33 protein-coding genes and 1 tRNA gene are annotated in these 21841 nt (G+C 58.1%); 7 read left to right on the forward strand and 27 right to left on the reverse strand.

Annotated features, from left to right (window positions below; genetic code table 11):
* The 27 genes from AVMA1855_RS20200 to AVMA1855_RS20330 form a co-directional block, all read right to left on the reverse strand.
* Entirely contained in the window at positions 1–252 is a 252-nt protein-coding gene (locus AVMA1855_RS20200) for a hypothetical protein (protein WP_284427077.1), read from the reverse strand.
* Complete coding sequence (locus AVMA1855_RS20205; protein WP_284427078.1) at positions 252–1820, reverse strand: hypothetical protein; 1569 nt, start codon at positions 1818–1820, stop codon at positions 252–254. The genes AVMA1855_RS20200 and AVMA1855_RS20205 overlap by 1 nt, the downstream gene beginning before the upstream one ends.
* Positions 1817–2923, reverse strand: coding sequence for a hypothetical protein (locus AVMA1855_RS20210; RefSeq protein WP_284427079.1), 1107 nt, complete (start codon positions 2921–2923; stop codon positions 1817–1819). The genes AVMA1855_RS20205 and AVMA1855_RS20210 overlap by 4 nt, the downstream gene beginning before the upstream one ends.
* Entirely contained in the window at positions 2920–4479 is a 1560-nt protein-coding gene (locus tag AVMA1855_RS20215; RefSeq protein ID WP_284427080.1) for a hypothetical protein, read from the reverse strand. Before AVMA1855_RS20215 ends, AVMA1855_RS20210 begins: the two co-directional genes overlap by 4 nt.
* Positions 4479–5111: a phage adaptor protein gene (locus tag AVMA1855_RS20220; RefSeq protein WP_284427081.1), complete on the reverse strand. Its 633-nt coding sequence runs from the start codon at positions 5109–5111 to the stop codon at positions 4479–4481. The genes AVMA1855_RS20215 and AVMA1855_RS20220 overlap by 1 nt, the downstream gene beginning before the upstream one ends.
* Positions 5112–5114: 3 nt before the next feature.
* Entirely contained in the window at positions 5115–5456 is a 342-nt protein-coding gene (locus tag AVMA1855_RS20225; protein WP_284427082.1) for a hypothetical protein, read from the reverse strand.
* Between the two features lie 10 nt (positions 5457–5466).
* Positions 5467–5793, reverse strand: a complete 327-nt coding sequence (locus tag AVMA1855_RS20230; protein WP_284427083.1) for a hypothetical protein — start codon at positions 5791–5793, stop codon at positions 5467–5469.
* A gap of 11 nt (positions 5794–5804) precedes the next feature.
* Positions 5805–6989, reverse strand: a complete 1185-nt coding sequence (locus tag AVMA1855_RS20235; protein WP_284427084.1) for a P22 phage major capsid protein family protein — start codon at positions 6987–6989, stop codon at positions 5805–5807.
* A 17-nt stretch (positions 6990–7006) separates the two neighbouring features.
* Positions 7007–7879 carry a hypothetical protein gene (locus AVMA1855_RS20240; RefSeq protein WP_284427085.1) on the reverse strand — a complete coding sequence of 291 codons (873 nt, stop codon included), beginning with the start codon at positions 7877–7879 and terminating at the stop codon, positions 7007–7009.
* A gap of 80 nt (positions 7880–7959) precedes the next feature.
* Entirely contained in the window at positions 7960–9987 is a 2028-nt protein-coding gene (locus tag AVMA1855_RS20245; protein ID WP_284427086.1) for a portal protein, read from the reverse strand.
* A gap of 32 nt (positions 9988–10019) precedes the next feature.
* Positions 10020–11348, reverse strand: coding sequence for a phage terminase large subunit (locus tag AVMA1855_RS20250; protein WP_284427087.1), 1329 nt, complete (start codon positions 11346–11348; stop codon positions 10020–10022).
* Positions 11345–11671 (reverse strand): hypothetical protein, encoded by a 327-nt coding sequence (locus AVMA1855_RS20255; protein WP_284427088.1) that lies wholly within the window; start codon positions 11669–11671, stop codon positions 11345–11347. Before AVMA1855_RS20255 ends, AVMA1855_RS20250 begins: the two co-directional genes overlap by 4 nt.
* Positions 11672–11705: 34 nt before the next feature.
* Positions 11706–12161, reverse strand: coding sequence for a hypothetical protein (locus AVMA1855_RS20260; protein WP_284427089.1), 456 nt, complete (start codon positions 12159–12161; stop codon positions 11706–11708).
* Positions 12162–12531: 370 nt separating this feature from the next.
* Positions 12532–12954 carry a hypothetical protein gene (locus AVMA1855_RS20265; protein ID WP_284427090.1) on the reverse strand — a complete coding sequence of 141 codons (423 nt, stop codon included), beginning with the start codon at positions 12952–12954 and terminating at the stop codon, positions 12532–12534.
* Positions 12955–13001: 47 nt separating this feature from the next.
* Positions 13002–13469, reverse strand: a complete 468-nt coding sequence (locus tag AVMA1855_RS20270; protein WP_284427091.1) for a hypothetical protein — start codon at positions 13467–13469, stop codon at positions 13002–13004.
* Positions 13466–13651 (reverse strand): hypothetical protein, encoded by a 186-nt coding sequence (locus tag AVMA1855_RS20275; protein ID WP_284427092.1) that lies wholly within the window; start codon positions 13649–13651, stop codon positions 13466–13468. The genes AVMA1855_RS20270 and AVMA1855_RS20275 overlap by 4 nt, the downstream gene beginning before the upstream one ends.
* Positions 13648–13914 carry a hypothetical protein gene (locus AVMA1855_RS20280; protein WP_284427093.1) on the reverse strand — a complete coding sequence of 89 codons (267 nt, stop codon included), beginning with the start codon at positions 13912–13914 and terminating at the stop codon, positions 13648–13650. The genes AVMA1855_RS20275 and AVMA1855_RS20280 overlap by 4 nt, the downstream gene beginning before the upstream one ends.
* Positions 13908–14267, reverse strand: a complete 360-nt coding sequence (locus tag AVMA1855_RS20285) for a RusA family crossover junction endodeoxyribonuclease (RefSeq protein WP_284427094.1) — start codon at positions 14265–14267, stop codon at positions 13908–13910. The genes AVMA1855_RS20280 and AVMA1855_RS20285 overlap by 7 nt, the downstream gene beginning before the upstream one ends.
* Entirely contained in the window at positions 14257–14673 is a 417-nt protein-coding gene (locus AVMA1855_RS20290; RefSeq protein ID WP_284427095.1) for a recombination protein NinB, read from the reverse strand. Before AVMA1855_RS20290 ends, AVMA1855_RS20285 begins: the two co-directional genes overlap by 11 nt.
* The gene (locus AVMA1855_RS20295; RefSeq protein ID WP_284427096.1) at positions 14670–14837 is read right to left on the reverse strand and encodes a hypothetical protein; all 168 of its coding nucleotides are present in this window, start codon (positions 14835–14837) and stop codon (positions 14670–14672) included. Before AVMA1855_RS20295 ends, AVMA1855_RS20290 begins: the two co-directional genes overlap by 4 nt.
* On the reverse strand, positions 14834–15028 hold the full coding sequence (locus tag AVMA1855_RS20300) for a hypothetical protein (RefSeq protein WP_284427097.1): 195 nt from the start codon (positions 15026–15028) through the stop codon (positions 14834–14836). Before AVMA1855_RS20300 ends, AVMA1855_RS20295 begins: the two co-directional genes overlap by 4 nt.
* Complete coding sequence (locus AVMA1855_RS20305) at positions 15025–15321, reverse strand: hypothetical protein (protein WP_284427098.1); 297 nt, start codon at positions 15319–15321, stop codon at positions 15025–15027. Before AVMA1855_RS20305 ends, AVMA1855_RS20300 begins: the two co-directional genes overlap by 4 nt.
* Positions 15322–15543: 222 nt before the next feature.
* Positions 15544–15876 carry a hypothetical protein gene (locus tag AVMA1855_RS20310; protein ID WP_284427099.1) on the reverse strand — a complete coding sequence of 111 codons (333 nt, stop codon included), beginning with the start codon at positions 15874–15876 and terminating at the stop codon, positions 15544–15546.
* A 1-nt stretch (position 15877) separates the two neighbouring features.
* Positions 15878–16081, reverse strand: a complete 204-nt coding sequence (locus AVMA1855_RS20315; RefSeq protein WP_284427100.1) for a hypothetical protein — start codon at positions 16079–16081, stop codon at positions 15878–15880.
* Entirely contained in the window at positions 16082–16213 is a 132-nt protein-coding gene (locus AVMA1855_RS20320; RefSeq protein ID WP_284427101.1) for a hypothetical protein, read from the reverse strand.
* Complete coding sequence (locus tag AVMA1855_RS20325; RefSeq protein ID WP_284427102.1) at positions 16210–16869, reverse strand: DUF6475 domain-containing protein; 660 nt, start codon at positions 16867–16869, stop codon at positions 16210–16212. Before AVMA1855_RS20325 ends, AVMA1855_RS20320 begins: the two co-directional genes overlap by 4 nt.
* Positions 16869–17738: a hypothetical protein gene (locus AVMA1855_RS20330; protein WP_284427103.1), complete on the reverse strand. Its 870-nt coding sequence runs from the start codon at positions 17736–17738 to the stop codon at positions 16869–16871. Before AVMA1855_RS20330 ends, AVMA1855_RS20325 begins: the two co-directional genes overlap by 1 nt.
* 128 nt (positions 17739–17866) lie before the next feature.
* On the opposite strand from AVMA1855_RS20330, the gene AVMA1855_RS20335 reads away from it, so the two are divergent.
* From AVMA1855_RS20335 to AVMA1855_RS20365, 7 genes are all read left to right on the forward strand, one after another.
* On the forward strand, positions 17867–18232 hold the full coding sequence (locus AVMA1855_RS20335) for a hypothetical protein (RefSeq protein ID WP_284427104.1): 366 nt from the start codon (positions 17867–17869) through the stop codon (positions 18230–18232).
* Positions 18229–18774, forward strand: a complete 546-nt coding sequence (locus AVMA1855_RS20340) for a hypothetical protein (RefSeq protein ID WP_284427105.1) — start codon at positions 18229–18231, stop codon at positions 18772–18774. Before AVMA1855_RS20335 ends, AVMA1855_RS20340 begins: the two co-directional genes overlap by 4 nt.
* 352 nt (positions 18775–19126) lie before the next feature.
* Positions 19127–19477: a hypothetical protein gene (locus AVMA1855_RS20345; RefSeq protein ID WP_284427106.1), complete on the forward strand. Its 351-nt coding sequence runs from the start codon at positions 19127–19129 to the stop codon at positions 19475–19477.
* 728 nt (positions 19478–20205) lie between these two features.
* Positions 20206–20571 (forward strand): DUF6948 domain-containing protein, encoded by a 366-nt coding sequence (locus AVMA1855_RS20350; protein WP_284427107.1) that lies wholly within the window; start codon positions 20206–20208, stop codon positions 20569–20571.
* Positions 20564–20887: a hypothetical protein gene (locus tag AVMA1855_RS20355; RefSeq protein ID WP_284427108.1), complete on the forward strand. Its 324-nt coding sequence runs from the start codon at positions 20564–20566 to the stop codon at positions 20885–20887. Before AVMA1855_RS20350 ends, AVMA1855_RS20355 begins: the two co-directional genes overlap by 8 nt.
* 40 nt (positions 20888–20927) lie before the next feature.
* A tRNA-OTHER gene (locus tag AVMA1855_RS20360) sits at positions 20928–21037 on the forward strand.
* Positions 21038–21294: 257 nt separating this feature from the next.
* The coding region (locus AVMA1855_RS20365; RefSeq protein WP_284427109.1) for a bactofilin family protein at positions 21295–21841 on the forward strand (547 nt) is incomplete at its 3' end.

A 21841-nucleotide genomic window follows, 5' to 3' on the forward strand; every position in this document is an offset into this window, starting at 1 on the left:
TTACCCCAAAAAGCGCCATGCGCCGGCGCGGTATCCATAAAAACCAGAGCCCGACCCGGGGTTCCACAATGCCCCGTCAGCGAGCACGATCATTCCTTCCGCGAGCTTTGCGGGCTCCTTGAACAAGGTTCGGCAGGCCAGAAAGTCGGCAGGCGACTCGATGGCCCGGGCGATCACGTTGTGTTCGGCATCAAGGAATTGAGGTAGCGCCTGCGGGTCGCTCGGGACGTTGGTTGGGCGGTAGCGGGACATCAGTACCTCCCCTGCGAAACAATGTCGATGTCGCAGCTATCGATGCGCCATGGCTGGTTGTCCAGCGAAGAGATGCGCAAAGCCAGGAACCGCGCCCCATTGCTGAATGTGTCCACCTTGAAGCCGCCTCCGACCGTGTGAGTGGCTGCCGGGCTCCATGTGACCGGGGCCTCAATGTCCATCTGCGAGCCCACCTCAAACTGGATGCGCGTGCCCTTGGCCGCATCGACGCGCGGCACAATGGAGCGGATCAGCTTGACCATGCTCGGAGCGTCCATGCTGATGCCGGTGCGCTCAACGTAGCTCGTGTAGACCGAGCCATTAAAGGTTGCAGTGATGTCCATCGCGTTGATGGCCGGCGTGGTGCTGCAGGTCAGCAAGCGAGCTTGGGCAGGTGAATATTGGTCTTCGTCCCATGCCGAGGCCGCGTCCTGCCACGTGTCGGTTTGCGCCGCCCAGGCGGAGAATGCGGAGTAGTCGATTTGTCCCGTGGTGCCATACGTTGCGTTGTTGAGCTGACGGATAGCCCAAGTGTTCTCCACCCAGTTCCAGACTGCGGCAAGAGAGCAAGATGCCTTGCCCAATTCGGGGAAGCACACCCACACCTCTTTCGCCACCGGGTTCGTGGTCACGAAAGAGCGCTTACGGTTCGTGCTGTCGATGGTCCGAAACAGCCATTTCCGCATCACGTTGTTGATGATCGACTGCGGGCCTTGGCCGCTGTGCAGCACCACGTCACCGGCTGCGAGCACAACATGCCCCAAGTCAGTGTTGGCGACACATCCTCGGGCCAGCGCGCCGATTGATCCGGGGAGGCGCTGGAATCGAAAGACGTCCTGACCACCCGTTGCGATCATCGAGAACATGGCGTTTTCTTTGTAGATGATGTTCGCGTCGGCGAGCTGGAGCTGATCGACCATCAAACTAGGCTCTTCGGCCAAGTCGATCTCTCCGGCCAATTTGGTCTTGTCGTTCTGGTCCCAGCTACCAGGCACAGAGCCGGGGGCGGCCACGTCCGACCACTTCACCATGTGCGGGAAACGGTCGTTGGTCGTGCCTACATTCTTGGTGATATCCAGCGCCACCAGCACGTTTTTGTATGGTCTGATCGATGCGGCGCGGGTAGCAGCAGGCCATGCCGTGAGTGGCAGAAATACACCCGAACCACCCCAATACCACGGGGCGTCTTTGCCGTTGTTGAGCACGTTGACGCCATTGAGCGTGCCCCCCGTGTAGCGGTCGTCAATCGCTCCCGTTGGGGCAGTGGTCGGCGTCACATTGAGCCGCGTCGTGCCGTTGTCTGCGTAGATCGCATTGAGACCTGCATGCACCCACCAGCGGCTGCCGCCCTGGTTGTACTGTTGTAAGTAGTAAGGAGTGACCACGGGCGCATCAAACACGCGCTTTTCGCCAAGGAAACGCTCGATAGCGCCATTGCGAAACCGCATATTGAGCGCGTCCGACCACGCCATGCCCGGAGAGGTGCGACTATTGACCGGCAGCTCCTGGGCGGGCTTGTCCTTGATGACGCCAAACCGCCCGAGCGAGGGGAAGGTGACAGACGTCATCCGACAAACACCCGCACGCCAGGGCCAAAGGCGCCAACCGCTGCGGCTCCAGGAATCGAGATGTCACCCAGATAAGCGGTGGGCTGGGAATTAACGGTGGCCGCAGTCCCGGAGACGAAAAACTTGGTCGCGTTCGCTATGTTTAGTTCGCCGCAAACTAGGCCATCAACCCTGATCTGGGTGGAATTTGTGGCAGGCGTTCCCCCGCCAGCGATGTAGAAATTCGATCCACCGCCGACGCCTTGATACACACCAATATTACTCATGTCCCACTGCACGGCGTTGCTCAGATAAACGCCCGCGTTCTTGCAGCCGAATATCTGCACGTTTCTCACGTCAGCTCCTCTGATGCCTTGGGGGCTTGTCCGGTCATTGCCATACGCAACAAACCCCGAATACCAATACGAATCGGGTGATTTGCGGGTGATGTAGAGATCGCTGAAAGTGGTCTGGTCCGGCTGATACTGGGAGCCGCCTTGCAAGCTCACGGCAACGCACGCGGAGTTAGGATGCCCCGCCTCAAGTGCAATGCAAAGGCTGTGCACGCCGCCACCGCTGATCCCCTGGGCTGCATTCGTAGAGTAGAAGTTTGCGGAATTGGAGTCCAAGATCACCGTCGATGCCTGGCTTCCTGCGCCACGAAGAGTAACGCCCGCCCATTGGGCAGCGCTAGGGACTGTTTTTGCCAGCAGTTCGCGGCCAGGCGGTATAAATATTTCGCCTCGGCCGTACTTTGCTCGCAGAGTTGCGCATGCGGCAATTAACGCTGGGCCTATGTCGGTGCCAGCGCCAACCCCTGTGCGATTCGTCCACCCGCCAACGCCGTAAATAGCGTTCAGAACTTCATCAATACAGACAATCCCAGGCCGCGATAGATCGGGAGTGGCTGGAGCTGGCGGCGTTGCCTCCGCCGGCTTGCTGCGCTGGTCCCAGGACGGGGGGTTGGCGTCAACCAGCATCCACTCCGTCATGTTGTCCATCTGGAGTGCGTACTTGCCGACATCTGCAGGAGCCACGCTGATTGCTAGCCTTGCGGCCTCATCAGAGGCCCTCCAGCTATGCGGGGCGGGTACGGCGTAGTTGGTGATGACTTGCATGTTCATGGTTCGCAAGACGCCATCCAGTGGATGGACATGTTTGATTGAGCAGCGACCACACTGGCCATGCAGCGGATGGTTGCCCCCATTTCCCCCGTCGAATAGATCGAGGCCGCGTAGTCGCCGATGCCAGATGCGGAGAATCCAGCGCCGGCCGCGAATGGGTTGTAGGTAATCAACGAAGGGGCGCTTTTCATCCGCGTCTTGAACGGGATGTCTACGGTGAAGTTTTGCGCGTTGGATGTCTGTGTTGTCACCACGGCCGCGCCAGCGCTAGAACCCAAGTTCTGGCGTGGCTGAATTGCCAAGTCGAACGACTTTTGCAGGTAGCGCTCGCAGTCGCGCAGGTACTCCGCCTTTCGCCTCCGTTCAAAGGCCGTTGCCGTGCTGCCTTTTTCGAACTGGACAAGAGACAGCGTCCCGGTCCCGAATTCGATGTTCACCGATGTTCCACCGGTGACGCTGGCGGTCACTCCAGAGGCGGAATAAGCGCCGGCCGCGATCCTCCCTTGCGAGGTCCCAACCCAGGAAAGCACATGCGTCCCGGTTTCGAGGTCGTCTCCATCCACCACCTGCAGCAGAGTCCCCGCCGAGATGGTCAGGGTGACAACGCCTCCAGTTGTAGAAAATGTGTATGTGCAACCACCCGGTCCAGCTTTCCACCCGTCATGTCCATAGCTGTTAGAAGCCAGCGCCACAGAGCCCGAAACAACTCTTTGGTTGATGAGGAACGCGCCATTCCAGGACTTGTTCCGAGTGCCCGAAAACTGTCCGCCGTTTAGGCTGGATGCGAACAGGACGGGAATCGTCAATGTAGGTATGGCCGTTGTCCAGCTCGCGTTTGTGCCGTCCGATGTGATGACCTTGCCGGCGTTGCCCGCCTGCCCAGGCAACACAGCCGAGAAGGCCGCGGCGTTGACGAAATCCAGGCTTGCCGCCTTGCTGCCAGCAGACCCTGCTGCAAGCGTTGGGACGCGCACCACGGCAGAAGTAAAGTCGTGAATCCCGGAGTAGGTGTCTCCGGCCTTGCTTGCCTTGCCGGCGAATTGCCCCTGGATATCGCTGGTGACGTTATCGAGATAGCCAAGCTCTGCTGCAGTGACGGTCCCGATTGACGTGTTCGCCGGCAGGGTGACAGCAGACGCCCCGCTGTAGTTGTGGGCGCCGGTATAGGTCGCGCCCGACAGGCTGGCCTTGCCAGTAAACTGAGCCTGTATGCCAGACGTCACACCCGACAGATAGGCGATCTCTGCAGCCGTCACAGTCCCGACAGTCGTCGCCGCAGGGAGCGTCACAGTGCCGCCAAAGACGTGTGCACCAGACCATGTTTGTCCGGTGATCGCGCCTTTGCCGTTGATCTGCCCTTGGATTCCAGAGGTGACGCCGGTAACGTAGCTCAGCTCGATGTGCGACGCGGAGACGGCGCCCGCCACGTTGGGGAACGTGTTTTTCAGCGTGGCTTTGGTCAGGCGGATGTGATCATCGCCTTCGCTTATGAGATCAGCAGCCAACGGCCAAGCCACGTTGAGCTGGTTAATAAAGGTCGCGTTTTCGAAGGACATTATTGGCCTTCGTAAATGTTATATGAGCGACCTTTGCTAATCTCGGTGACAAGCTTAACGTTTTTGTCTGCTCGCGCCTCTTGGCGATTAGCGCGCTTTATTGCATCCCGGAACCTTGCATCCCAGCGAATTGCCGATTCATCATCGAATTGATAGTTCGAACTCTCAAAGAGAGTGGCGAATAGATAGATGTCCGGATACTTCGTCAAAATCTCGTTTGTCTGCTGGCTAGCAGATATTGAGTACATCGGCGAATAGCGGTACTGCAACGGATAAACCGCGTCTACGGGCGCCGGGAATCGAATTACATCTCCGTCAATTCCATAGTAATACGGCTTTGCCGGGTCGGTTGAATACGGTAGATCCTCGACCATCAATTGCAATATCTCACGGCGGCCGCCGCCTTCTCCAATCCAAAAAGCAATTGGCTCAAATCCAGACGGCAATGGGACGTAATCCGATCCAATAACCGTATGGATTATCACAGTGCGCTCTAGCATTTTCGGGTGGGCCAGTTCCTTAATCCGGGTTTCTGCGAGCTTCACAAAGTCCGGGGCCTGGGCGCCCAAATCGTTCCGCTTGCTCCAGGCCTGCACCTGTGCAACGAGGTCGTCATAGGTCGCCAAGGCCATGGATTACCCCTGGTTTTTGCGAGGGCGGCCGACAGGGCGATTGGTCTTCTCGTCGGCATATTTCCGGTCGTTGTCGATTGGGAAATCAGGCGTGGGGGCCGAGCCCGATGTGGCATAGATGTAGCCGTCCTTCGGGTCTTCTGACGCAAGCGTCGTCTTCACCGGGTCAACGAGTGCCGTGGACTCGCCATGCTTGACGTCCGGGTATGCCTCCTTTTCCTCGCTGGGCTTTGCTGGCTGGTAGCCCATTGCGGTGGCACCGGCCTCTTCTTCTCCGCTGTCCACGATCACCATGTGCTGCAGGACGTTCCCGTCCTTGTAGAGGGCTTTTGGGTATTGCTTCATTTGAAGATCCTTAAACGGACGTGCCGGTTTGCACTGCGTCAGGGCGCAGCCAAGTGACTTTGTAGATTTCCCCAGCCGTTGGAGTGAGGGCACCAGCCGTGGTGTTTGCAAAGGTGACGCCGATGGTGTCGTCGGAGACAACACGGGCATTGACGATGCCCAAACCAGCCTGTGGCGTTCCTGTGCGGGAAACGCCGGCGATGGCATCTCGCAGGCGAATGCCTGGAAGACGGAAGGTCTGCTCAGCAGTGGTAGCAGCGGCAACAGATGCCGGCGTCAGAGTGATTTCAGCCACCCCAAGCGCCAGCGTGTTGCCCATGATCGTTCCTACGGACATGGGCAACCTCCTTAGTTGGACAGCAGACGGACTGCCAATTGAGGGCGGATCGTCTTGTAGCCGTACAGCACGTCGAAACGGGCTGGCAGCGTGTCGTTTTGGATGTTGTAGTCCGACACGAAACGCATGCTGATGCCGTCGTACACCTCGCGATAGGCGTCCTTCTTTGGGGGCAGGATCAGATCGACAGTCGCAAATGCGAAGGCGTCACGGTGGAACGCCAGCGATGGGCGGTAGATGCCCGAAGCAGTGCCCAGCTTGGCGATTGCAGCGCCGTTTGCAGGGCTTGCAGTGACGTTCTGGTACGCGCCAGTAGCCACGATCGAAGGGCTGATATTGATCGTGCCGGCGCCGCCCGCGAAGTCTGCGGTGACGACAAACTGCTGCAGCGTGCCGGTGTCCACCTTGCTCTCAGGATGCACGCGGTTAACACCACCGATCGTGATGACGTCGCCCTTCTTGAACGTGGCCGTGCCCGTAGCGACAACGATCGTTGCGCCCGTCTGTGCAGCGCCGTTGACGGTGTAGCCAGTAGCAGCGGCAGCGGTGCCGGTAACTTGGCCGGGCATCAGCGTGTTTTCCCAGAAGTCGAAGCCACCGGTCCGGCCCATCATGCCCTCGCGGTACTGCTTGGCAATCTGCGTCGAGTCTTGGAACAGGCCTTTCAGCTGGTCAACCATGTCCACGTTGTCCGTGGTGTTGAGGATGACGCTGCGGTTGTTGTCCATCGGCGCCAGGTTGTCGTTGAGGATCTTGCGAGCCTCCAGCACCTTGCGGAACGTGAGCGGGCTGCCGATGTTGTTCACGGCATAGGGCACGTCCAGCATCATGGAGAACGCATCCGCCTCGATGGAAGCGGCGAGCTGGGCCATTGCCGGCTCCAACACTCGGTCTGCGTAGTCATCCAGGCTCAGCGTGCGCTCAACGGACGAAAACGACACGCCGACGTGCTTTTGCTTGTTGATCTGCAGGGTTACTACCTGATCATTCGTGTCCTGAGTTACCAGATTAGGTCCGTCAGTCACGACATACTGGTTTGGCAGGCGAATATCGATCGAATTGCCGATCTTCGCGCCTTCTTTAGCGAATTTGCTGTCGTAGGTACGATTGACGTTACCGACAAAGTTGAGTTTCTGGTGCAAGATTACCAGCGCCTTGCGGGTAATCTCCTTTGGGGTAAGCAGGCTATTGGCCATGAGTTAATCCTTTGAAATCAAGAACGTTTCTTTGCCATTCGCTTGCGTTCGAACTCCGCCCATTGATCCATAGACATATCACTCGGATTGGTGGAATTACCACTTCCGGACTTGACTACAGTTAGAGGGGTTACCGCTGCGGATGGCTTAGGCTTGGCAGTGGCTTTTGCCACCATCTGGTCGTACTGCATGGCTTTATGGATAAGCACGACTGCACGATGGTCGGTAATCGTTGCTAGGTCGTTATCCGAAAAGCCCATGGACTTCGCATAGCTGGCGATCTGCGAAGCCTTTTCAGGCGTCCAGTCCTTGATTTCGCGGGACAAAGCGGCTTTACTTTGTTCCAGCCGGCTGCGCATTGCCTGCTGCTGCTGGAGTGTTAATTGCTGCTCGTGCTGCGAAATCTGATTGACCAACTGGCTGCGCGCATCTTTAGCCTGTTGGAAGTCGAACCACAAACGCTGCGCCTCCTGCGGGTTCTCGGCATTCAGCGCTTGCCAATTAACCTGCTGGTATTGCTGCAGTCTCTGGTCGATTGCCGCTACATGCGCATAAGCCTGGATATTCGCCTGCTGACGCTGCACCGTCTCTTGAACCTGCCGTTGCTCCTGCTGGAGTCGGCTTTGCTGTTCTTCGGTCTGGCGGCGTAGCTCGGCTACTTCCTGGGTCTTTTTGGTGTAGTCGGATTGCCGAAGTAAGGCGTCTTTCAGCTTCTTCGGCAGGCGGTATTTCTCACCGTTGTAATCAACTTCCTCTTCATCCGATTCAGGGGGCGATTGCTCGCCTCCATTCTCAAGTTCCGATTCGTTGCCAGACGACTCGAATTCCGCCTCTGGGGCGGTCGAAGTTTCGACTTCTGCAGAAGCAGATTGGTCGGCGTTTTCTTCCATTACGGTCCTTTTCCCTTCCGGGAACCAGCGTCATCTCGACGTTAGGGCGGCCTGCTATTTAATGTGCACAGCCCATAACACTACTGAGCCACCTCAGCTGTTGCGGGATTGTATACCTGCTGATTCTGAGATTCAAATATTTTCGACTGCAATTCTTGCTGCTTCGAGCCGGCATTGATACGGGCGATTTCAACATCACGCGCCTTAATCTCCAGGTCGGCTAGTTTGATGTCCCGGTCTGCCTGTGCCTTCATGGCTTCAAACTGTGCCTTCTGATTTTCCTGCTGCGATTTCTGGTGAGCCTCTTGCAGCTGCGCAAACTGCTGGGCGCCTGCCTGCAGCTGCTGCTGCATTTGCTGCATCTGTTGTTGGGCCTGAGGTGGAATAGGCTGCTCACCATTTTCCATTGCCTGGATTTGAGGCGGCAGCAGGGTTTTCAAGCGTGCAGCGATCTTGTCCGCTTCCGGCCAATCCTGCGCCTTGACAAGCATGTCCATCAATATCGGGGCGGCTGGCGGGAATGCACGGGTCAATTCAGTAACTGAGGCAACGAACTCTTCCCGCTGAGTGGTGAAACTTGGACCCGCCTTCACTGTTACGTCATATTTACCATTCTGCAGGTCGTAAATCAACTCAGACCCATCGGATTGGGGAATTGCCTGATTAACCTGAACAGTAGTGGGCTTCATGTCCTCTCCCAGCACGCGCAATACTCGCGGGCTGTCGTACACCTTGGGGATGAGGTCAACCAGAATGCGCCCAGTCTGCCGAATGGCCCGGGTCATGTTGTCCAGAAAGTGGAACGTCGAAACGTCTCCCTCTCGCTGGCGGGCAATGATCGCGCGGCCAGAGGTCTCATTGCTTCGAGCACCGAGCGATGCATCGTGCAGCCCGATTACCGACTTGATGTCATCCGATGCGCTGAGCGCCTCTTGCAGAGCGCCAGCGGGCGGCCCGGCAAATGGCTGCCTCTGCGGGGGCGCGGCGCCTTCAACCAGGTCATATTCGATGTATGGATGCGTCTCGGTGTTGGCGGTAGCCCACTTGGCCGAGTCCGTATCGAACGAGCCGGCTGCACCAACATACGGCGTCTTCGGCGCAAGCGCTACCAGCTCAGTGGATGCGGTGCGCCAGTAGTTCAGCATGCGCTGAGGGTCTTTAGCGAAGCGGATCAGAGAGATCCAATGCTTCTTGCCTTCGATGTTCACTTCGTCCCCATATACCGGGATGATGGGGATGTACTTACCAGCCCATTCCTTGGACTCCAGCACCTCTCCACCGCCGATCCAGTGCTGAGTGACCTTGTACGCTTTCGTTTGGCGCTCGGCGGTAACTGTGATGCCCTGGGCTAGGAACATCTCCTCGCGCTCTTCGTAGTCCTTCTTGTCCCACACCTCGCCAGTGGACAAGCGCACGATGGTCTTATCCACTTCCACCCGGGTCCAATATTCGGCAACTCGGATGCGGTCGTCGTCGATCCATTCGTGACGATCATCTCCTGTCGTCCCGTCTTTCCAACCTTGCACGTCAGCATTGGGCCAGCGGCGTTTGAATTCAGGCTCTTTCATCCACTCGGTGACAAACGCGCGATTCCAGTCGCTGCCGTCGCCTGCTTCAGCGTCCGGGTCGCCGTAGACAGTGAACGGGTTGGCTACACGCTTGATTAGGATGTCCAGGTCGAAGTTGTCATCACGGGCGTAGTCGGTCACCACACGGATATAGCCGAAGCCACCGGACACGGCGCTCTCGATGGCCGTGTCATAGGCAATGTCCGCGCCGGAGATCACCTCGATGTTGCGGATCAGTCCATTGAGCACCTCAGCCGTCTTCACGTCTCCGCCATCGTCCACAGGATGGCAATGGATCGACGGCTTATTCAGCCGGGCGTCGTTGACCACTTGGCGGATATAGGTAGGCAGGCGATTAATAGTGAGGCACGGACGGCCCTCCTGCCTGCGCTGCTCTTCCACTTCAACAGGCCATTGCTGCGCCAGCCGTGCGAATCTCAGATCCTCCAGCGCTTCACGCCGGTTATCTGATTCCGAAGAAATACAGGCCTCGAAATCCTTCATGGCCTGCGCATATAAATCGTCGTCTTTTTTGGTCATGTTGCGGCGCCATCTCGGCGTTAGCTAATTGACTATCCCATCCAGGACACAACCCTTTTGGGTTGCGGTTTCTTTTCCTTTTTAGGGCCGGACACCACACCGGGGAATAACTCAGTCAATCCCCAAATGAGCGCATCGGCCCTATTTGGGGAATCTGCGCCAGTGTAGCCGAAGGTGCTAAATGCAGATAGCTCGTCTTCCAGCTCATGGAAGTTTCCAATATGCCGCACTTTGCCCTGCTCATATAGGGCTGATATTGGTTCGGCACGCACCGCCTTGCCCCTTGTCGCTGTGACCTTCTTAAATGGAACACGGGGCTTACAAGTCTGTATGGTGTAGCGCACCATCTCCCCGCCGTAATTCATTTCGCCGACAATCACGTCCGCTTGGTGGCGGTCATATGCATCCGTGGCAATACGCCCCCAGGTTGCCGGCCCGGCTTTAACCGTGCAGTCCTCGATCAAGTATGCGTTGCCATCAATCCCAAGACCCACCACGATGATGCCGATGGCGTCGTTGTCCGCATTGTCAGCATCGTCTGCGCCTGACGGATCAACAGAGACCACGACACGCACAAACTGAGGCACGTCACCATCAACTACGCGCCACTTCTCGAATACGTCATCCTCGAATAATGCATTTGGGGTGGCGTCAGCGAATGATCCTTCTAGAAAACGCTTTCTCATTCGCGCAGATAATCCCTGTAGGGTTTCAAGATAACCTTCGCTTAGATTCTCCGTGTTATCACCCGGGTTAATCTGGAAGCTCGCATAATCAGCAGTGTTGCGTACTGCCTCTTTTTTGTCAGGATCACGCTTCTCGATGAATAACCGGTAAGACCAATGTGCTTTACTGGGCGGGTTGCAGTCGTAATAGAACCTTGGCTTAAGCCTCTGCGGCTCCTTGCCTTGAATCTGTTGCATGGCCTGCTGAGCGAGTCGAGTAACGGCAATGCTGCGGCTTTCCCATGGTATTTGGCTGCACTCGTTTAGGTAAATGGTGGCGAACTCCATCCCTAGAATCTTTTCCGTCCGCTCCTTGTCATCAAGGCCGGCAAAGAAAATCTGACTGCCATTCTCAAACTCCGCGTACCAGTCCGTCTTGCTGAGCGTGTGCTTTACGCCGGGAAAGGCAAGGCGCATCACCTTGGGGAAGGTGTCCAGCACCACCGAGGCTTTGATCGCGTTGAAACGGAAACGTAGGATGGCATGCCGGCTGTTTGGCGCCTTGAGGGCCCGCATGATGACATTGCGCACCAACAGGAAGGTCTTACCGCTGCGGCTTCCCCCAAACAGCATGCAGTGCGTGGCATCTCCCGCCAGCACATGCTGCGCCTCCTGCTGCCTGGGATTGAGCTTCAAAGCCGCTCGTCCAGATTGGTCGCAGCAACAACAACCGGGCCGCCGCCCGCCCCAGTCACCTCAGTCCGCGCCAGCTTCGGCGCCGCGAACTCGGCCAGCTTAGCCATAAGATCCAGCGCCTTACCCGGGTCGGCCTTCTCCGGATTGCCGCCGCCAGTTGCCACTCTCTCAAGCCAAACAGCCACGTTATCGGCGTTATCGCTCAATAGCTTGGTCACTGTCTCCCGAAACTCGCGGGTGGCCTTGTTGGGCACGCCAGGGGCCCTGCCGCCCGTTTTCTGGCGTTTCTTTTGCTGGTTTCTGTTTGTTTCTAATTCAGACACAGAACTCGACTCCTTACGGTTGGTCGATGATTGATTAAGAGGTCTGCACCGCAATGCAGGAGACGTTGATGCCTGCCGGTGCGTTTATGGAAACACTGAAACCTATCAGCTGAGTGATGAGCGTCAGTGTTGTTGGCAATGTCTGGAGGCGATATCCCCTTGCGGTGGCGCCTACATATTCACCATTGACATTGGTTACCCAGCTTTTCACCTTGAAGATGATTGGCTGGTTGTTGGCATTTTCCTCATAGGTGAAGTCAACGCCGGGCTTATTCGCGAATGATCGCGTGAATGAATAGGACACCTCCCCCGATGCGTCAGTGACACCCCATGCCACGCTAGTGAGACGAGGGTGCTTATGGTCATCACGTGAGGCTTGGCTACCCACACCTGGGGCGGCAGAGATAGCTTCTGCAGGCGGCATGCTGTCGCTTAGGCTGATGGAGTTCCCCAGCAAGCCCTGACGAATCCACGATCCAAACCATCCCATGGCTATACCTCCGTACCGTAGGTGATATAAAGAGTTCCCAACTTGCCAGTCTTGGTCTTGACTGCGATATGCGTGGCGCTGCCCCGGCGCTGGGTTCCAAAACTCCCGGGAGGCAATGGGATATCAGCACTCGCGGGGTCCATCGTTGCTCCAGCCCACCGAGCGAATACGATTTCGTCGCAATCCACAGTCAGGAGCATGCAAGGCTGGCTTGTGTCTGACAGGGGTATTACCGTCGAAGTCCCAGTTAATGCAATTGCCTGGGTCGGAATGTTAGCAGGAAGAAAAGTCGACATATATTCTCCATCAATCCTGTATATATATCACTCGGCTTATCTTTAGTCAACGCAGTTAATTATTTCAATATAATTCAGCGGTTGATCTCTGCCATATCCACAACCTCCGGCGCCCTGGAGTCAATGCGCTGCTGAGTCTTTTTAAGCCACCGCTCGTACTCTCCACGGCTCACGCTCTGCCGCTGTAGATCGTGATAGCCGAACACGTCACGGATGGCCTTGAGCCCTACGGCCGTAAAGCCGAACACGCGCGTTGACTCGTAGCGCTTGGCGGCTTGGATGAGGGCTTGCTCAGCCTCTTGGCATGCGGGCAGTGCTTCGTGGCCGATTCCACCACGCGCCATGGTCTCGCAAACGTTGTTCATGCCCGTGAGCGCTTCCCAGTCCTGGAGGGTCGCTTGGCCCTTCACGAATTCCTCAATGGAAGCCAGCTCAGCAATGCGGAGGCGGTTTAGGAGCGCGTCGGAGGTGATGGCTGCGCCTTGGATCGCGATCATCACCGTGTCTTGGTTTGTGGGCCAGGTGCGGCGTTTACAGCGCTTTCTCATTGCGCGCTCTCGTCTTTGTCGTCGGGGTGGCGGCGGTATTGGCGGAAATAGTGCCATGCCGGCTCACATATACATTCGTGCCAAACCCCATCCGCATGAAATTGCCACAGCTGACTTGGCCGCCAAGTCTTGCGCAGCTCGTCGTGCGGTTCGGGATTATCGAAAGTTATCCCGGGCTGGATAGTCGGAAGGTCCATCGGCGAGGCCTGGGCGGGCAACCGATCCTCGACCAGCTTCGCGTAGCCTTGCATGTCGTGCCAGTTGTCCGAGTAGTTCGGGTCGCCTGACAGGATTCGGGCCTGCTTGTCGGCGATGACGGTGAGCGCCTGCTTTTGCACAGCATTGAGGCGAGCCCAGCCAGCAGAGGCGCGCATCACGTCTTGGATCTGCTGTGCAATGGCCGCATGGTCGGCGAAATCGCCGTACCGGCTACCGCGTTCTGAGAGGGTGGCTTCGATGGTCATTTCTCGGTCTTCCTTTTCTTTGCGTAGTAGTCGGTCAGTAGTGGGGCCAGGATCGTCCAGCCGAAGATTTCCTGTACTAGGCGCCATGCAAGACGATGGATGCACAGCAGCAGGGCAAGGAATACGCACAGAGCACCAGCAGAGCCCAGCGCTACTCCAAGCCAGTAGAGGTAGTCAGTCATTTGCATCCTTCCATCAGCCGTTGAATCGTCACGTCCAGCGCGTCGGTTTCGTCCATCTTGTGGATCGCCCAGGCGCGGCGTTGACCGTGCAGGCCCATTAATGGGCCGCGATGGCAGCTCTCGCACAGGGCTATGCAGGTGTACTGCCGGTGTTGCTTCAGGTGGTGAGCTTCACTTGGAGCGCTTGCGTCACACACACTGCACGCGAGTTCCTTGACTCGGGCCAGATGCCTACGCTCTTTGGCGTTGAGTTTGTTCAGCATCCGACCTCCAGCACGACAGCTCCACCCTTGATAACGGGCCCACGTTTCAGGGTCAGTGGCTCGAATAGCTGGTCATCAACCCCCAGCGCTTGGCTAATCCCGTCGAAATCGGCCTTCATTGCCGCAAGAAGGTTGTCCAGGTCGCGCCGGCGCTTGTCTGGAGCGTGGAAAGTGACAACCATCTGCAGCGTTCCCGGTGGCGGCGTGTAGCCGGCCTTTCGCATCTCCGAGAGAGTCAGCAAGCGGGCATCTGCCAGGCGCTTACCCTTGGCCGAATGCACAGCCCCCCAGTGGCGGCCGTTCTTGCGGTTGGGCGACAGGCAGGCGTCTGGCCATGGGAGTTCAATGCGCATATTCCCCTTCCGCCTTGAACTGCACGCCCTTCTCCGCCCCGAATGCCGCAATCAGTTCTTGCAGCTCGGCCATCTCGCCCCTGGTCATCTTGGACGTGCGCTGGCCGCAGATGACAAAGCCGCCGTCAAGCCCTGGCACGGCCTTTTGACGCTTGAGCGATGCGCTGAACACGTCCTTCCACTCCTCGTCGGTCAGCCTCTGCCCGTACCAGTCAACCTGCTGGCTTATGTCTCGCAGCATTGCCCACAGGCGGCGGTTCTGCGCATCGCTGCGCGTCTCTGGCCGCACCTCCAGAACAAGCCTGTGCCCAGCCATCAGCAGAGCCTTGGCATGCATCCATGCGTGCATCAGGGCTTTGTGGGCTTGAACTGGCTCCCACATTGACAGGGTGATTCGGTCGCTCATCGCCAGCTCCTCCACATCTCGCGCCGAGATTCTTCGGTGCGCTCGTTAAGTTTTTCCATATCGCGGATAATGCGTCGCGTCTCGCGGTCTATGCGGATGGTCGCGATGAGGAAAACAAAGGCCACACCACACATGACCAGTGTGAATATTTCCAACCAATTCATGCTGGCACCTTGTTTCCGAAATAACGCATGGCCGCCGGCTTGAGCTGGCTGGCATGCACCCACTGCGGGGCGCGCAGGGGATAGGGAAGGTCGTGGTCTATGACTGCGATCTGCACGCAGCCAGAGCCAGATTCGAGGGCGATGGCGTCGTATGCGCCCCAGGCGTAGCGGTGGCCTTGTTGGATGCTCATGACGCACGCCTTGCGCGGATGGCCGCAGCCACTTGCTCTGCGCCGTGAACCTTGGAATGCAGGTGGCGTCGCTCGTTTCCGTGGTTCACCTGGCCGCGCAGGTTCCACCAATTAGCCGCCAGTTCGTCACCAACCTTTGCGCACTCCTCGCGCTCTTTTGCCACGGCTTCGGCGGCCACCAGCTCAGCAAAATCCGCAAGAAATTCCTGCTCGTCTTGCGCATACGCCCTGTCTGGCTGCCTTGCAGCCTCGCGAGCCAGGCGGATGATGGTGTCGCGGTCAAACATGCTCATGATCACCACCTCACGTACTTGGCAACGCGGACAAATCGATGGCCGCCTTCATCACGCGCTTCTCTCGCTGCATCACGAGCCGACGAACGCGTTTCCCAGAAGGCCCAGCCATATATGCGCCAATTCTTTCCGTCCTTACTTATTTCCACAGCCCAGACGCGGGGAATGATTCGTTCATATGCCATGTCTTTTCTCCTTTCTTCCGCCATGCACGGCCAGGCTCTACCAGACGCAAAGACGAGACTTAGCCCGGCTCAAAATCTTTGCGATGTCTTCCACCGTCTGTGCATGCATATCGAGCGCGGCGATCACGGCCCCTTGATTCGTCGTAGGGGCGGAACCTTTTTCGTCCTGATCAAGCAGTGATTCCGGGCACATCAATGGGTCCAGGCCCTCGATAAACGCATTGGTCTGGATTTGAAGAGATGCCAACGACCGCTCCAGGCGCTGCAAACGCTCTGTCATCGGGGAATCTGGACTTGGCGCGGTCGTTGGATTGGCTCGGGGTTTCGGGTCGAGGGGCCCATTCAAAGAGGGTGGCAATTCACGGTACATATCAGTCCTTGTTTTGCGCTTGAGCGCTTGATACCGACAACAGGCCGGCACTGTCTTTTGGCTTATTCATCTCCGCCCGAATAACTTCCGTGATCCCCGGCCAGAGCGATTCCAGTTCCGTTGCCCTGTGCTTTGCGTACAGCGCCCATGCAGGCTCTTTTGCAAGCTGGGCTAGCCACTGCACTGTCTTTTCGTACTCGGTCATTCAAGACAGGTCTCCCAAGATCCGCAGGGCCATGCGCACGTCGCTTGCCAGGCATGGGATGCCGTCGCGCACGTCGTCGAGCACTGCATGGGCCCAGGCTTTTGCGTCGTTGAGGTTTTCGCAGAGGGTCATGCGGCATTCCTCGGCGACTCAATGGCCGCAACGATCTGATGCCCCAAGGACTGGATGGGCGCGAACGTGATCGAGGTCTTTCCAGAGCCCCCGCCCCGATAGACCAGCTTCGCGCGCTCCGGGTCGCCGATGAGCGCTGGACGCGGCAGCTTCAACCCAGCCTTTTCATACTCACTGTCAGGGCTGCGGTCACCAGCCAATCGGCGCGGGTAGTCAAACTGACCTCGCTCGGAATAGGCGCGATAGGACTGCATGAAACGGTGCTGCAGGAGTCCAAGCTCCTTGAGGTCCGTGCGGCACACCTTGGGCCAACCACCCATGTCATCCACTGCAGCGTGGATAGCCGGGTCATCAAAGACGACGTCGGTGTACGCACCAACGGCAGACATCGACTCGTGAACCTTGCCCCAGGCCATTGCCGCGCGGTCGGTCGTGGTGCCCTGCAGGATGCGCACCATGTCCGCAACCTTGGGGGCAAACTGGCCGTGCTCCGGGTCGGTCGCATGGCGCTGCATGGCCTGGCCGATTTGCTGCAGGTCGAAAGGCTTGCAGGCGTTCCACCACAGGTCGAGCACAAACCGGCTCACGTCTTTGCCGTAGTACGCCATCACATCCGTGAGCATGTCGCGGAAGGCGGGAAAGTCGTTTTGCTGCATCAGTGCACTCCTGAGATTTGGTCGCGCATCTCGGGCGGCATCCAGTCGGCCGCCACTGCGCGGTTGCGCTGCTCAAGCGCCTCCTGCTTGTTGATGGGGATCCGCTGGCCTGCGGTACGCATGCACACGGCCTTGAGGTACTGCGCTGGGTCAGCTGGCCGCTCGAAGACCGCCGCCCTGACGGCATCCACCACGGTTTCATTGCCGTAGTCCTTCACGAGCTTTCCAACGAAAGACCCACACTGCGCCTTCGGCATGCCCGACTGCTCAAGCAGCGACTTACCGGCTTTCCAGAGTTCGTCCTTCGTCAGGTCTGCGGCCGACTTGGCGGCAGCGCCGCCCGTTCCGTCAGGAACGGAATTAAGGATGAGGGAATCAGGAATCAGGAATCCGGATTCAGCCGGGCTCTCATGGTTCTTTTCCGGTGCTTGACTGGTGCTCGCACTGTGCTCATCCGGTGCTCCATCGCTTCCAGAAACATCCATGGCGAATGCAGGCACTTCTGACGCAGGTGCCGGAATGCTGCTTTTCGCTTCTTTCATGTGAGGGTTCTGGTGCGCGTCGAACCTCAGCACCTGAATAAATCGGCCAGAACCATGCGAGTAGCGGAGGATGAAGCCGCGGGCCTGCAACTGGTTCAGCAGGTCATCTGCATCACAGCTGTCGTAGGGCAGCAGCTCGGCTCGGATTCGCTTTGGGCGATCCTCAAGACGACCTTCGCGGTCGGCCAGACACCAGAGGCCCGCGAACAGTAGGCGTGCGAGCGGTTCACACTCGGCGAGGTCTTCGTTGGCGAAAAAGCCAGGCTTGATGTTGCGTGCGCGCGCCATCTCACCCCCTCGGCCGCGCAGCCAGATGCGGCCATGCATAGCCCACCTGCGCGTTGGGCATGCTTGCGTTTCGGATCTGTGAGTACAGCGGGGCCTCATCGGGGCCGAAGCGGTAAACGGGAAGGGGCGTCTCGCAGCGGGCCAGGGACTTATAGAACTTGCCGTTGATGGCAAGCACCTTCGTTTCCTCGGTAGCCGCTTTGGGTTTCTGGGCGCGCTTCTTGGCGCTGGCCTTGATACTTGTGCTCATGGTCCTGTTACCCATGAGTGGCACCTTTGAGGGCCTTCACCTTGCGCTGAGGAAAGAGGAATTCGTGCAAGTGCCGGACCTTGGAATAGCCAGGGTCGTTCTGTCGGTTCTTAATCCGCAGAATCGTGTCGTATGGGATTCCGCTGTCGCGTGCGATTCGTGGGAGGTCGCCTCGGCGCTGCTCAAGCTCCGCGACTACTTGCTCAAGCGGGTCGGCAAATTTGTCCATGCCCCAATGCTAGACAAATTTGCCCCATTTTGCAAGGACAAATTTGCCCGATGAATGCATGGGATCATCTGCGAGTGAGTAAATTTGCCAGCCCGCTTTTAGAAGCACTCGTCGCAAACATCAACGCCCGCCTTGCATCCAAGGCGTTGCCGTCTATCGCGGAGTTGGCGCGCCGGTCGAAACTTGACGACAAGACTCTGCGAAGGATCGTGGACAAGAAGAACGAACCTGCGCTGAACACAGTGACGGCCATTGCGATTGCGATGGGGGTCGAGCCCTGGAAGGTTTTTGCCCCTCTAACTGACGAAAAAAAGCAACATCAAGCCCCGGAATCTGATCGAAATTTCTCCCCAGGGGGCGACAGTTCAGTATTAAATTCATTCCCGAGTGACATATTGTTAAGGTTGCAGCAAGCAACTCCGGATGAAATCGGCACAGTCGAGAGGGTGCTTCGGGGGCTTTTCGACTTGCAGGCTCCGAACAGTGAGCCAAGGCGGCCAGGTCCAAGACCCCGGCTCAGTTTCCCCGAATACGACGAGGAAGATGATGGGGACAGTAACGAAGATCATGGAGTCTCAAGGCGCTCTGCTGGTTGAGACGCTCGAATACCTGCTTGTCGAGGCTAGAGGAGGAAGGATTCAAGGATTTGTCTATGCCTCAAGGCAAGAGGACAATGAAACCGAGTATGGAATCTTCGGGGCCTTGAGAAACGATCCCGCAGTCTTGGCAGTCACTGCAAGCCGCATCGCATACAAGGCCAATGAGATGATGGAGCAGCAGTCCAAGCGAAAGCGCACTCGCAAGCCTGCACGCGTCATCCCAATGCCAGAGCGCATGGCACCGCTTTGTTCGCACGACAAATGTAGCGGCTGCTCTCTCATGCAAGGGACAGTCAGCAAATAGCCGGAATGTCGGCCCGGCGTCATGCCGACAAGTGGGGAGATTGATATGCAGAAGATCTTTGTAGGGCTGGCCTTGATAGCCGGCATGGCTGGTGCAAATGCCACATGCACGGGAGCCGGCGCTTTCCGGTACTGCACCGATGGACAGGGCAATAACTACAACGTCCAGCAGTACGGGAATGCGACGCAGATGCAGGGCTACAACAACCAGACCGGGAATACTTGGAACCAGACTAGCTCCACCTTCGGGAACACGACGTATCACAACGGTACGGCATCCAACGGGAATTCCTGGAACGGCTCAAGCACAAGCTACGGCGGATCGACCACGTACCAAGGCACCGACAGCCGCGGCAACTACTACCACCGCACATGCAACCAGTTCGGATGCAATTGATAAGGCTGACATTGGCCTGCCTTGCCGTCCTGGCCGGGGCCTTGTTGGCTGGCTGCGAAGCCCAGGACCCCAACATCAAACCTGCCCTTGGCAAAGAGTCTGGTCTACCCGCCAATTGCCGGGCATATGTGCAGTACGCAATCGACGAGTACCGAGCGGGGAAGTACACCGCTGACCAGACGTTCTCAGGTCTAGAGCGCAACTGCGGCGCCCTTGGCCATCTGTGGGACTACAGGCCCTAGCCAGCGCCACCCGTCAATCAATCAGCCGCCCATTGAGGCGGCTTTTTGTTGCCCGGCGAATTGCCCAGGTTTCGCAAAACCAGACAAATTTGGTGCTCATGGGCAAATTTGTCTTGACTCATTGGACATATTTGCCCACAATACACCCATCGCAGCACAAAACGCGAAACACCCCAGGGGCAAGCGACACGGCCCCGAAGCTCAACGAAGCAGCAGGCGGGGTTAGTCCTCAAAGGGCGAGGCGGGATGTGCGTCAAGCGGTGACGGCAATGACTGATAGCGGCGAAGGAATCCTGTAGCCGAGTGGACGCCAAGTACCACGCCTATCTAGCCCGAGGGTGGAGGTTCGCAGCGACCGTAAGAACTGCAGTGGGCCTATACCGGCCGATACCTGCCACGCAATGCAGGACAGCCTTTCTCACGAGAGGCGAAACCAAAAGCGCTTCAACCGAGGCGCTTTTGTTTTTTCAACCACAGGAGATATCAATGAGCGCAATCGACAGTCTGACCTTTGGCGAACTCAAGCAGATCGCATCCATGTTCAGCGGCCAAGCCGCAACGCAAGCACCGAAAAACCCGGTCGTCGGCGAATACTGCATTGCCCGCTGCTACTCTGCCGGGGTCCACGCCGGCGAGGTGATCAGTGTGGACGGAGAAAACGTCATCCTCAAAGACTCGCGCCGGCTGTGGTCGTGGAAAGCCGCGGACGGCATCGCACTGTCCGGCGTGGCCCAGCACGGCGTCAAAAGCAAGGAGTGCAATATCGATGTACTGAACCCACTGATCTACCTGACCGGCGTGTGCGAGCTGATCCCTTGCACCAAGAAGTCGAAGGAGTCGATCAATGCCTAACAAGGTGTACCGCTCCGGCTCCGGCTCCGGCTACGGCTCCGGCTCCGGCTCCGGCTACGGCTCCGGCTACGGCTCCGGCTCCGGCTACGGCTCCGGCTACGGCTCCGGCTCCGGCTACGGCTCCGGCTCCGGCTCCGGCTCCGGCTACGGCTACGGCTACGGCTCCGGCGACGGCTACGGCGACGGCTACGGCTACGGCTCCGGCTACGGCTACGGCTACGGCTCCGGCTACGGCTACGGCTACGGCTCCGGCGACGGCGACGGCGACGGCGACGGCGACGGCGACGGCGACGGCGACGGCGACGGCGACGGCTAATCCCCACCCCCTGGCAGCGTATAGCCAGGGCCATCATTGAAGCGGCGTAACTCAGTCGGTCAGAGTCATTGGGCAGGTTACTGTCGATGCGCTGCGAAGTCATGACGAAACAGCGTAGGCGTGTCAGAGGTTCGAATCCTCTCGCCGCTTCAATGATGGCGCAAACGACAGTCACTGCGAAAAGCTGACGAGCGAAGTACCAGTTAAGCCGGCTGGTTTCCGGCCGCCATCTTCATTCCTCCCTCGGGCGCTGCAATGGCGCCCTTCCCGCTTCGGCGGGTTTTTTATTCCACCGCGCCGGGCAGGCAACTACCACCCTCCTCTCTATTTGCCCGGATGCCGTAAGGCACGCGGTTTTTTCTTCAACAGCCTGCCCCGAGCAGGTTTTTTTATGACCAGGAGTCGGCATGACCTCCAAGAAACGCTTTGAATTTGTCCCCGGAGATGAGATCGTCATTGCACCAGGCCGCACGCTCAAGCGCATCAGGGCACTTGTGGCAATCGCAGCACTTGGCGTCGTGCCTGGTGATGTTGGCGGGTACATAGAAAATGAGACGCAGGTCTACGGCAATGCGTGGGTCTACGGCGATGCGAAGGTCTACGGCGATGCGAAGGTCTACGGCAATGCGCAGGTCTCCGGCAATGCGCAGGTCTCCGGCAATGCGCAGGTCTACGGCGATGCGAAGGTCTCCGGCAATGCGCAGGTCTACGGCGATGCGTGGGTCTCCGGCAATGCGCAGGTCTACGGCGATGCGCAGGTCTACGGCGATGCGAAGGTCTCCGGCAATGCGCAGGTCTCCGGCAATGCGCAGGTCTCCGGCAATGCGCAGGTCTACGGCGATGCGCAGGTCTACGGCGATGCGCAGGTCTCCGGCAATGCGCAGGTCTACGGCAATGCGTGGGTCTACGGCGATGCGAAGGTCTACGGCAATGCGAAGGTCTACGGCAATGCGC

The sequence above is a fragment of the Acidovorax sp. SUPP1855 genome (assembly GCF_030158955.1).
Lineage (GTDB): Bacteria > Pseudomonadota > Gammaproteobacteria > Burkholderiales > Burkholderiaceae_C > Paracidovorax.